The sequence below is a fragment of the Peribacillus simplex genome, from assembly GCF_030123325.1.
GTDB classification, from domain to species: Bacteria; Bacillota; Bacilli; order Bacillales; family DSM-1321; genus Peribacillus; species Peribacillus simplex_D.
This window is the reverse complement of sequence record NZ_CP126106.1, coordinates 5772523-5783869: the sequence shown is the minus strand read 5'-3', so window position 1 is coordinate 5783869 and position 11347 is coordinate 5772523. Positions and strand designations below refer to the sequence as shown.

The following is an 11347-nucleotide window of genomic DNA, read 5'->3' as shown; positions in this document are numbered from 1 at the left end:
ACTTATCCCTCCTTTGCAAAAAATTTTTAATAATTGTATCTAAATGTATAGGCACAAATAAACTCATCGATTGCCGTCTTTATATTAATTTTGACAGCAAAGGTTCGGTGAGCTGTATAAGGGATTTTGTGTTGTTTAATGTCAAGTGCCTAAAAACTATATCTTGCGCTGTACAACCTTTGTACAGACTACATCTGGTGAGCCGGTGCAGATTTGAATGTTTATTCATCAACAGGTATTTTAAGAATTATATAATAAAGAAGAAAAAAGGGTTTTCGACAATATCCACCATCTGTGGACAGATTAATATACACAGGTCGAATAAACTATCCACAAGTTATGCACAGTCTGTGGATAAACGTTCCCTGTTGATAAAGTTATTCAGAGTGAAAACACAAATATAATATCAGAAATTCAGGCGTCTTGCAATGGGTTAGAAAACTTTATCCACAACTTACCGAGCTTGTGGGAAAAACTTTTCCACAGGCCATTGTTATGTGCAAAAGTCTATAAAATGGTTTGTGGATAGAAAAAAACATGTCGAATTTTATCCACAGACCATGATTATAGGCTCGAATTAATTTAACCTGAACCAAGTTGTTCAAGCCGGAAGGCCTGCATGAGACAGATCGAAAGTGATTCAGGTTCATACTTATTATTTGTCGAATCTCATGTCGATCAAGGGACGATTCATTGCGAATCTCATATTTGTGCTCAGGGATAAATGATGGAAATTTCCCTTTCCCCAAAAATTTCTATATCAGTTCGGAGCAAAATCATTTACAATAGGCTAGGTAGTAAAAAAAGGCCTACTGGACATTGAGCATTAAAATTGAAATATTTTTATGGATGAGGTTGACAAGTAGAAACCTCCATCTATATAATTGTAAAGACTGTCTTTAACTGTTATTCCTCAGGGAGGTGTCATATAATGAAAAGAACTTATCAACCGAATAACCGCAAACATAGTAAAGTTCACGGTTTCCGTGCACGTATGAGCACGAAAAACGGACGTAGAGTAATCGCTGCACGTCGCCGTAAGGGCAGAAAAGTATTATCTGCATAGACCACTGAAAAGTCTCAGTGGTCTTTTTTCGCAAAATAAGGGATTTACTGAGACTCAATTCATGTAATGAAGGTGTAAAAATGAAAAAAAAGTTAAGGATTAAGAAAGAGGATGAATTTCAGCTTGTGTTTAAAAAAGGTGAATCTTCTGCTAATCGGCAATTCGTTGTCTATGTCCTTGAAAAGCCGGGTCAGGATTATTTTCGGATCGGCCTTTCAGTCAGTAAAAAAATCGGGAACGCCGTTGTTAGGAACCAAATCAAAAGATACATACGGCAAGCGTTTTTGGAATTGAAAGAAGATATAGAAGAGGGTAAGGATTATATTGTGATTGCTCGAAAACCAGCGGCGGAGATGGACTTTTTCCAGGTGAAAAGCAGCTTGATCCATGTCCTGAAACGTTCTAAATCATTAAACTTTAAAAAGAAAAAACAATAAAGTCCCCTTATATCGAATAAGCACTCCTCGAATCATGTGGTTACTTGAGAAAGATGACATAGAAATTTCCGATTGTAAACTGGAAAAAGTGGATTACTTTTCCTTGAAATCTTCTAATAAACAGTTCACAATTGTTTCAAAAAAGATTGATTGCAGTTAGGAGGAAATTACGGTTGAAAAAACGAATATTACTCATTATTGGACTAGCCTCGATAATGATGTTGTTAGCAGGGTGTACGGAAATTAAAGAACCTATTACTGCGGAGAGTGAAGGTTTTTGGAATTCATACATTGTCTATCCATTATCAGCCCTGATCATTTGGCTTTCTGAAGCATTTGGCGAGAACTATGGTTTGGGAATCATCGGTGTTACACTTATCATTCGTTTAGCATTACTTCCATTAATGATCAAACAGGTGAAAAGCTCGAAAGCAATGCAGGCCATTCAGCCTGAAATGAAGGAACTTCAAGCAAAATACAGCTCAAAAGATGCTGCCACACAACAAAAACTACAGCAAGAAACAATGGCTCTATTTTCAAAATATAATGTGAATCCATTGGCGGGATGTTTGCCGATATTGGTGCAAATGCCGATTTTGATCGGATTTTACCATGCAATCAGCCGTACGGAAGAAATTGCTTTACATAGTTTTCTTTGGTTTGATTTAGGTTCCCCGGATCCTTATTATATTTTACCGGTCGTTGCAGGTATCACGACTTTTATTCAGCAAAAAATGTCCATGGCTGGAATGAACTCCAATCCACAAATGGCGGCACAAATGACGATGATGCTTTACATCATGCCAATCATGATTGTTGTTTTTGCTATTAATTTCCCCGCTGCTCTTTCTCTTTACTGGGTAGTTGGTAACCTTTTTGGTATCGTTCAAACATATTTCATCAAAGGTCCGGATCTTAGAAAAGCAGCTGCGGAAAACGCGGGAGGGGCAAAGAAAAAGTGAAAAAGGTAACTGCTACAGGACAATCTGTCGAAGAAGCAGTAAATTTAGCTTTAGCTCAACTGAACAGCACTAAAGATCGCGTGGAGATTGAAATAGAAGATGAGGGCAAAAAAGGATTTTTTGGTTTATTTGGTGCAAGGAAGGCCATTGTCCATGTGACATTGCCTGCAGATCCCATTGAAGAGACACTTGGGTTTTTGAAGAATGTCAGCGTGGAAATGGGAGTCGATGCACAAATTGATGTCACCCGTAAAGGGAAGAACGTAACATTCCATTTATCAGGTGATAAAATTGCATTATTGATTGGAAAAAGGGGTCAAACACTAAATTCACTTCAGTATTTAGCGCAGCTTGTTGCAAATCGGTATTCGAAGCAGTTTTTGAATATTACTGTAGATGCAGAAGATTATCGGAATCGCCGCAATGACACTTTAATCCAGTTGGCTGAAAGAATGGCAAATAAAGCCATGAAAACAGGTAAAGCTGTTTCACTCGAGCCGATGCCATCCTATGAACGTAAGGTCATCCATAATGCCCTCTTGGATTATCCAAAAATAAAAACAACTTCAAGTGGGACTGAGCCATATCGCCACTTGGTCATTACTCCAGTTAAATGAACCTTCTGCTTTTAAGCAGGGGTTCTTTTTTTAGGCCATGAAACCGTTGTGTGTCGAATTTTTTTTCAAAGTAACCATTCAACAATAACTGACAAATTTCTTTTTATATTCTCTTGATTCGTAAAGGGAAGGGAAGAAAGGAACGTGGGCGACATTTGTTATTCACATGTGGATAAGTTAGAATAGATGTTACAGAATATGGATTAATTGCATGTGGATAACTCTTATAGGGGAGGAGTATCTACTTTTTTTCATGAATATACTGTGGTATTGTAGTAATTTAGGGATTCGACGATTTTATAATAGAAAAAAATAGAACCATCAATATATAAGAGGTGAAAGCATGGAATTCGATACAATCACCGCTATCTCTACTCCCTTAGGGGAAGGGGCAATCGCCATCGTTAGAATCAGCGGTGATGAGGCCATAGAAATAGCCGATACGATCTTTAAGGGACCAGGTGGAAAAGGATTGCTTGGAGTGAAATCACATACGATTCATTATGGCCACCTTATCCAGCCCAAAACAGGTGAAATCATAGAGGAAGTCATGGTTTCGGTCATGATGGGTCCTAAGACATTTACAAGAGAAGATGTAGTTGAAATAAATTGTCATGGTGGTATCGTTTCGGTCAATCGGGTATTGCAGCTTATTCTTTCACAAGGTGCTCGTTTAGCGGAACCTGGTGAATTTACGAAACGGGCTTTTTTGAATGGCAGGATCGACCTCTCTCAAGCTGAGGCCGTTATGGATTTAATCCGGGCTAAAACGGATAAAGCCATGAATGTTGCATTAGGTCAAATGGAAGGCAGGCTTTCGAAATTAATCCAAAACCTGCGTCAAGAAATTTTACAGACCCTCGCTCAAGTCGAGGTAAATATAGATTATCCGGAATATGATGATGTCGAGGAAATGACGCATCGTTTATTTTTGGAAAAGGGCAGTTATGTGAAGAATGAAATAGAGAAACTGCTTCACACGGCCCAACAGGGTAAAATACTCCGGGATGGGCTTGCGACCGTTATCATAGGGCGTCCTAATGTCGGGAAATCTTCTTTGCTTAACAGCTTAGTTCATGAAAATAAAGCGATCGTCACTGATATTCCGGGTACAACACGTGACGTAATCGAAGAGTATGTCAATGTTCGCGGTGTACCGCTTAAACTTGTCGATACGGCAGGAATTCGCGAAACGGAGGATATCGTCGAACGTATTGGAGTTGAGCGGTCCCGTGCAGTATTAAAAGAGGCTGATTTAATATTGCTTGTATTGAATTATTCCGATGATTTCACTACTGAAGATGAGAAACTATTTCAAGCGGTTGAGGGTATGGATGTCATCGTTATCATCAATAAAACCGACCTTCCACAAAAAATCGATATGTCAGAGGTAAAGGAAAAGGCGGCATCCCATAAAGTTGTTACGACTTCATTACTGGAGGATCGAGGGGTCGATGAATTGGAAGAAGCCATCGCTTCTTTATTTTTCGAGGGTTCTTTAGAAACGGGAGACCTGACCTATGTTTCCAATGCCAGGCATATAGCTTTGCTGGGACAGGCATTACAATCTATCGAAGATGCAATCGATGCTATTGAAATGGGTACACCGGTTGATTTGGTTCAAATCGATTTCACGAAAGCATGGGAGCTACTTGGAGAAATCATTGGCGAAAGCGTGCAGGATAATTTGATCAACCAATTGTTCTCTCAATTTTGTTTAGGAAAATAAACGTAAAAGGAGGAAATGGATATGCAGTACGAAGCAGGTAACTATGATGTCATTGTTATTGGTGCCGGTCATGCTGGCAGTGAGGCAGGCCTTGCATCGGCAAGAGTCGGAGCTAAAACGTTGATGATCACCATTAACTTGGATATGGTCGCCTTCATGCCATGCAATCCCTCCGTTGGTGGGCCGGCAAAAGGGATAGTCGTTAGGGAAATTGACGCTTTAGGCGGAGAAATGGGAAAAAATATCGACAAGACCCATATTCAAATGAGAATGCTCAATACGGCCAAAGGTCCGGCTGTTCGTGCATTACGGGCGCAGGCAGATAAATTTCTCTATCAACAAGAAATGAAAAAGACGATAGAAGACCAAGAAAATTTAACATTGATTCAAGGAATGGTAGAGGAATTAATTGTTGAAAACAACGTATGCACGGGTGTCATCACTAAAACAGGCGCGGTGTACCGTGCGAAGACTGTCGTAATCACGACTGGAACATATTTACGCGGTGAAATCATTTTAGGGGAACTGAAGTATTCAAGCGGCCCTAATAATCAGCAGCCTTCCATCAGGCTTTCTGAACATTTGGAGCAGTTAGGATTTGATTTGGTCCGTTTTAAAACAGGAACGCCGCCACGCGTGAATAGTTCTTCCATAGATTACAGCAAAACGGAAATTCAGCCTGGCGATGAAGTGCCGCGTGCATTTTCTTATGAAACGACAAAGTTCATAACGGATCAATTGCCATGCTGGTTAACGTATACGAATGAGGGGACACATCAGCTCATTGATGAGAATCTACACCGTTCACCAATGTATTCGGGAATGATTAAAGGAACTGGGCCGCGTTATTGTCCATCGATTGAAGATAAAGTCGTCCGTTTTAATGATAAACCAAGGCATCAAATATTCCTGGAACCTGAAGGTCGCAATACAAAGGAAGTTTATGTGCAAGGTTTATCTACAAGCCTGCCTGAAGATGTACAAGTGAAAATCCTGCAAACAATTCCAGGACTTGAAAAGGCGGAAATGATGCGTGCTGGATATGCAATTGAATATGATGCCATCGTTCCTACCCAGCTATGGCCTACACTTGAAACGAAGAAAATCAAAAATCTTTATACTGCTGGCCAGATTAACGGGACATCCGGCTATGAGGAAGCGGCAGGACAAGGATTAATGGCCGGTATTAATGCAGGATTGAATGCAATGGGGAAAGAAGAACTTATTTTAAGCCGTTCGGATGCCTATATTGGTGTTCTCATTGATGACCTTGTAACGAAAGGCACGAATGAACCATACCGATTGCTGACTTCACGTGCAGAATATCGTTTATTATTGCGTCATGATAATGCCGATTTACGCTTAACGGAAATTGGATTCAATATCGGAATGATCAAAGAAGAACGCTACAATCGATTCCTTATGAAAAAAGAAGCGGTTGAAATGGAAAAGGAACGACTGAAATCAAACTTCATCAAACCGACCAAAGAGGTACAAGAAGTCATTACTGCAAGTGGCGGCAGTGAGTTAAAGGATGGAATCCGGGCCTCCGATTTATTGAAACGGCCTGAAATGGATTATTCCCATATTCAGAAGTTGGCGCCAAGTGATGTCGAACTGAGCGATGAAGTGACGGAACAGGTCGAAATCCAGATCAAGTATGAAGGATATATCGAAAAATCCTTGCAGCAAGTCGATCGCCTGAAAAAAATGGAGAATAAAAAGATTCCAGAGAATATCGATTATGATGCAATTTCTGGACTTGCAACGGAAGCACGTCAAAAATTAAAGCAGGTCCACCCGCTATCAGTGGCTCAGGCTTCAAGAATTTCCGGTGTGAATCCCGCTGATGTTTCCATTTTGCTTGTTTATTTGGAACAAGGAAAGATTGCCAGAGTATCTCAGTAATGGAAATACCCGAAAAGGATTGAAAAGACATGAATATTGAACAGTTCCAACAAGCACTGCTGGAGAAAGGGGTCGAGCTTTCTCCTCGACAGCTTGATCAGTTTGACACTTATTATCGATTATTGGTGGAATGGAACGAAAAGATGAACTTAACAGCCATCACTGATAAAGAAGAAGTTTATCTTAAGCATTTTTATGATTCAATCAGTGCAGCCTTCTATTTTGACTTTAACAAATCATATCGAATTTGCGATGTTGGGGCTGGAGCTGGATTTCCGAGTATTCCATTGAAGATTTGTTTCCCTGATATCCACGTCTCGATTGTGGATTCCTTGAATAAGCGAATTTCTTTTTTGAATCACCTTGCGGATTCCTTGCAATTAAAGGGAGTTTCCTTCTATCATGACCGGGCGGAAACCTTCGCCCAAAAACAGGAGCATCGCGAATCCTATGATATTGTCATGGCAAGGGCAGTAGCCAGGATGTCCGTTTTAAGTGAACTATGTTTGCCGCTCGTTAAACTGGATGGGACGTTCATTGCCATGAAAGCGGCTAGTGCACAAGATGAAATGGACACAGGGAAGAAGGCCATTTTTACGTTAGGCGGAAAAATTGAAGAAATTCATCCTTTCACATTGCCAGAGGAAAATAGCGAAAGAAACATCATTACTGTAAAAAAAGTGAAGAAGACTCCTAAAAAATACCCGAGAAAACCAGGGACACCGAACAAGCAGCCTATTGAATAACATCTGTACGATGAGTAAGTATTCATAGTAAGCGTAGATGATTCAAATATATATGGCTGGTACTTGCCCTTATTTTCTTTTACTATAAATGTATGACCTTATTATTTTCACTCGATACTGCAACAAGAAGGCATTTTCGGTACATGTCAAAACTTGTGCCCTGTGCTGGCTGATTCAGGGAAATAATTTTGTGAAAGCCGGCCGATATTTATAATAACTGGCCGTCCATTCCTAATTATTGCCTTGATGGCGCCAGTCGACATGTTTTTTACCGTGAAGGGCCATATGTATAACCATGTCGGGAAATGTATGCAGGACTTGTCCTTTAAATAGAGAATATGTTATTTGGGAGTTTTAAAAGGTGGTGTAGGAAGATGAAGCATCCTTTTTCGCGGTTCTTTGGGTTTGGCGAAAAAGAAGAAGAGCAACTAGAGATGGAGACACCTAGCAATAATAATGAAGAGATAAGAAAAATTTCCATTTCTGATATTGTGCCTAATCGATTTCAACCAAGGACCGTTTTTAATGACGATAAAATTGCCGAATTGGCTCAAACGATCCATACACATGGGATCATTCAACCAATTGTAGTAAGGGCTTATGGTCAGGGAAAGTATGAAATCATTGCAGGTGAGCGTCGTTTCCGAGCCATGCAAAAGCTTGGCTGGGAATTGGCACCCGCTATAATCAAAGATTTCACCGATACAGAAACGGCTTCCGTTGCGCTGATAGAAAATCTTCAGCGTGAAGAACTGACACCGATTGAAGAAGCTTTGGCTTATGGAAAACTATTGGAACTGCATAGTTTAACACAAGAAGCTCTGGCACAAAGACTGGGAATAGGTCAATCTACCGTGGCGAATAAGCTTCGGCTGCTTAAGCTGCCCCAGGAGGTTCAGGATGCACTTCTTCAAAAGCAAATTACGGAACGCCATGCCCGCTCGTTGATACCGTTGAAGAGTCCTGAAAAGCAGCTTAAACTGCTTTTGGAAATCATCGAAAAAGGGTTAAACGTCAAACAGACCGAAGAGCAGGTCGTCAAGCTCTTGACGGGTACTGTGCAGAAGCCGAAACCTAAGCGAAAAGCGTTTAGTAAAGACATGAGGATTGCCGTGAATACCATACGCCAATCACTCAATATGGTTACAGACAATGGAATAAACTTGGATGCAGAGGAAGAAGAATTCGAGGAGTATTATCAGTTCACGATTAAAATACCCAAGAAAAAAACTTGATTCCTTATCCTTACCCGCTTGGTAGTCTTCGATTACCAAGCTTTTTTTCGCGCCAAAACTGGTATTTCGCCCTTAAAAACATTCAACTTTTCCCGGATTTTTTATGCTTTTAGATACATTTCAAATTTTAAGAGGAATTTAAGAAAACGATTTCTTCCAGTAACATTCATGATAAAATAGAAAGAAATAAATGGATTTAGGGTAAAAATCAATAGATAAAAGCGTGATGAAGATAGTTGAAAGCGGGTGAATTCGTGGGTAAGATTCTCGCCATTGCCAATCAAAAGGGCGGTGTTGGAAAAACGACAACTTCTGTCAGTTTAAGTGCTTGTCTTGCATACATAGGACAGAAAGTCTTAATGGTCGATATTGACCCGCAGGGGAATGCGACAAGCGGTGCAGGTATTGATAAAGCGGATGTGGAACAATGTATTTATGATGTATTGGTTGATGATGTCGAGGCCAGTACCGTCATCATGGAAACAAAGGTGGAAAACCTATATGCCATACCTGCGACAATTCAACTTGCAGGTGCGGAAATTGAGCTTGTTCCAACCATCTCAAGGGAAGTCCGATTAAAAAGGGCATTAGAAGAGGTGCAGGGCCAATACGATTACATTGTGATTGACTGCCCTCCATCATTGGGTTTGCTTACGCTTAATGCCTTAACGGCCGCCGATGCAGTTTTGATTCCGGTACAATGTGAATATTATGCATTGGAGGGGTTGAGTCAACTATTGAATACGGTCCGCCTCGTCCAAAAGCATTTGAACCATGATTTGAAAATCGAGGGTGTGCTATTGACGATGTTGGATGCAAGAACGAATCTAGGTCTCCAGGTCATAGAAGAAGTCAAAAAATACTTTCAGGATAAAGTCTATCAAACCATCATTCCCCGCAATGTCCGATTGAGTGAAGCGCCGAGCCATGGAGAACCGATAATTATATATGATCCAAAGTCACGAGGGGCGGAGGTCTATCTAGAACTGGCAAAGGAAGTGGTATCAAATGGCTAAAGGACTTGGCAAAGGACTTAACGCACTTTTCAACAATGGGGAGATCAGTAAAGATGAAATCGTGCGAGAAATCAAATTAAGGGAATTAAGGCCAAATCCTTATCAGCCCCGAAAGAGTTTTCGGCTTGAAGCTATAGAGGAATTAAAGCAATCCATCATGGAACATGGGATATTACAGCCGATTATTGCCCGGGAAAGCATTAAGGGATATGAAATCGTGGCTGGGGAAAGGCGTTACCGTGCTGCCAAGGAAGCTGGTTTAAAGACAGTTCCGGTCGTTGTGAGGAAATTGAGCGAACAGCAGATGATGGAACTGGCGATTTTGGAAAACCTGCAACGGGAAGACTTGAATCCGATCGAGGAGGCTGTCGCTTATCAAACGCTTCTTGAAAAATTGGAATTCACCCAAGAGCAATTGGCCAATCGGCTGGGTAAAAGCCGACCCCATATAGCAAACCATGTTAGATTGCTATCTTTGCCTGAAGAGATTAGGAGATATATCTCCGAAGGGGAAATTTCCATGGGGCATGGCCGGGCATTGCTAGGTTTAAAGAAAAAAGAGATGCTTAAGCCCGTAGCGGATAAAATCCTCAAAGAAGGAATGAATGTCAGGCAGCTAGAGCAATATATACATCAATTGAATGATACCGTTTCACGTGAAACTAAACATAAGAAACAGGAAAAAAAAGATATCTTCATAAAGCAACGGGAGACAAGTTTGCGTGAAAGACTAGGAACGAGCGTAACGATAAAACAAAGCAAGAAAAAAGGAAAAATAGAAATAGAATTCTTTTCAAAAGAGGATTTAGAGAGAATTTTGAACTTGATCGATCAAGAGAACATTTCCTCTTAGATCACCTTATGAAAAGATCGTGACGACATATGCAGAAAATTAGGTGGATGAGATGGTATTATTAGGGGCTTTGGTGAATGGTGCCTGCATTTTAATCGGTTCGATTTTAGGAAGGTTTTTACAACATATACCTGAAAAGATAAAAGAAACGGTCATGAGCGGTATCGGTTTGGCCGTCATGGTCTTAGGTTTGCAGATGGGCTTTAAAAGCGATAATTTCCTTGTTGTCATTTTAAGTATTGTCGGAGGGGCTGTCCTGGGTGAATGGATGAATCTTGAGGCCAGGTTAAATTCATTAGGCAATTGGCTTGAACGCAGGATGAAAGCGAAGGAAGGAATTTCGATATCTCAGGGATTTGTAACGGCTACACTCATATTTGGCATTGGGGCGATGGCCATCATCGGTGCCCTGGATAGCGGTATCCGGAATGATCATGATGTTTTGATAACAAAAGCGATCATTGATGGCTTTACAGCATTGGTCCTCGCCAGTACGCTTGGCATAGGTGTACTTTTTTCAGCATTTCCGGTCATTCTTTATGAGGGATTCATAGCGATTTTTTCAAGGCAGATCAATACGATGATTCCAACTGCTTTAATGGATTCCTTCATATTGGAAATGACGGCAACTGGGGGAGTCATGATTTTGGCGATTGGTTTGAATATTATCGGCCTGACCAAAATAAGGGTGGCAAATCTGCTTCCGGGCATAATGATCACCGCCATTTTGGTAACTTTCATGTATTATGTATAAAAAAGAAGGAAGGGGATGGACCCC

11 protein-coding genes are annotated in these 11347 nt (G+C 40.6%); all 11 read left to right on the top strand.

Features of this window, described 5'->3' with window-relative positions; translation table 11 throughout:
* The first annotated feature begins 931 nt into the window (after window positions 1-931).
* Window positions 932-1066: a 50S ribosomal protein L34 gene (rpmH, locus tag QNH43_RS27595; protein WP_034316183.1), complete on the top strand. Its 135-nt coding sequence runs from the start codon at window positions 932-934 to the stop codon at window positions 1064-1066.
* An 80-nt stretch (window positions 1067-1146) separates the two neighbouring features.
* On the top strand, window positions 1147-1503 hold the full coding sequence (gene rnpA / locus QNH43_RS27590; protein WP_076368512.1) for a ribonuclease P protein component: 357 nt from the start codon (window positions 1147-1149) through the stop codon (window positions 1501-1503).
* A 173-nt stretch (window positions 1504-1676) separates the two neighbouring features.
* On the top strand, window positions 1677-2465 hold the full coding sequence (gene spoIIIJ / locus QNH43_RS27585) for a YidC family membrane integrase SpoIIIJ (RefSeq protein ID WP_076368511.1): 789 nt from the start codon (window positions 1677-1679) through the stop codon (window positions 2463-2465).
* Window positions 2462-3082: an RNA-binding cell elongation regulator Jag/EloR gene (gene jag / locus QNH43_RS27580; protein WP_283916449.1), complete on the top strand. Its 621-nt coding sequence runs from the start codon at window positions 2462-2464 to the stop codon at window positions 3080-3082. Before spoIIIJ ends, jag begins: the two co-directional genes overlap by 4 nt.
* Window positions 3083-3425: 343 nt before the next feature.
* Window positions 3426-4811, top strand: a complete 1386-nt coding sequence (gene mnmE / locus QNH43_RS27575; protein ID WP_076368509.1) for a tRNA uridine-5-carboxymethylaminomethyl(34) synthesis GTPase MnmE — start codon at window positions 3426-3428, stop codon at window positions 4809-4811.
* A 21-nt stretch (window positions 4812-4832) separates the two neighbouring features.
* Window positions 4833-6719: a tRNA uridine-5-carboxymethylaminomethyl(34) synthesis enzyme MnmG gene (gene mnmG / locus QNH43_RS27570; protein WP_076368508.1), complete on the top strand. Its 1887-nt coding sequence runs from the start codon at window positions 4833-4835 to the stop codon at window positions 6717-6719.
* A 29-nt stretch (window positions 6720-6748) separates the two neighbouring features.
* Window positions 6749-7465, top strand: coding sequence for a 16S rRNA (guanine(527)-N(7))-methyltransferase RsmG (gene rsmG, locus QNH43_RS27565; protein ID WP_283916448.1), 717 nt, complete (start codon window positions 6749-6751; stop codon window positions 7463-7465).
* 374 nt (window positions 7466-7839) lie between these two features.
* Window positions 7840-8700 (top strand): nucleoid occlusion protein, encoded by an 861-nt coding sequence (gene noc / locus QNH43_RS27560; protein ID WP_076368506.1) that lies wholly within the window; start codon window positions 7840-7842, stop codon window positions 8698-8700.
* 254 nt (window positions 8701-8954) lie between these two features.
* Window positions 8955-9716, top strand: coding sequence for a ParA family protein (locus tag QNH43_RS27555; protein WP_076368556.1), 762 nt, complete (start codon window positions 8955-8957; stop codon window positions 9714-9716).
* Entirely contained in the window at window positions 9709-10569 is an 861-nt protein-coding gene (locus QNH43_RS27550; protein WP_076368505.1) for a ParB/RepB/Spo0J family partition protein, read from the top strand. The genes QNH43_RS27555 and QNH43_RS27550 overlap by 8 nt, the downstream gene beginning before the upstream one ends.
* A 52-nt stretch (window positions 10570-10621) precedes the next feature.
* Complete coding sequence (locus QNH43_RS27545; protein WP_076368504.1) at window positions 10622-11323, top strand: DUF554 domain-containing protein; 702 nt, start codon at window positions 10622-10624, stop codon at window positions 11321-11323.
* Window positions 11324-11347: the final 24 nt, after the last annotated feature.

Excerpts from the sequence above, each read along its gene's own strand:
- rpmH (WP_034316183.1), top strand. The coding sequence starts at position 932 with ATGAAAAGAACTTATCAACCGAATAACCGCAAACATAGTAAAGTTCAC.
- rnpA (WP_076368512.1), top strand. The coding sequence starts at position 1,147 with ATGAAAAAAAAGTTAAGGATTAAGAAAGAGGATGAATTTCAGCTTGTG.
- mnmE (WP_076368509.1), top strand. The coding sequence starts at position 3,426 with ATGGAATTCGATACAATCACCGCTATCTCTACTCCCTTAGGGGAAGGG.
- mnmG (WP_076368508.1), top strand. The coding sequence starts at position 4,833 with ATGCAGTACGAAGCAGGTAACTATGATGTCATTGTTATTGGTGCCGGT.
- rsmG (WP_283916448.1), top strand. The coding sequence starts at position 6,749 with ATGAATATTGAACAGTTCCAACAAGCACTGCTGGAGAAAGGGGTCGAG.
- noc (WP_076368506.1), top strand. The coding sequence starts at position 7,840 with ATGAAGCATCCTTTTTCGCGGTTCTTTGGGTTTGGCGAAAAAGAAGAA.
- QNH43_RS27550 (WP_076368505.1), top strand. The coding sequence starts at position 9,709 with ATGGCTAAAGGACTTGGCAAAGGACTTAACGCACTTTTCAACAATGGG.
- QNH43_RS27545 (WP_076368504.1), top strand. The coding sequence starts at position 10,622 with ATGGTATTATTAGGGGCTTTGGTGAATGGTGCCTGCATTTTAATCGGT.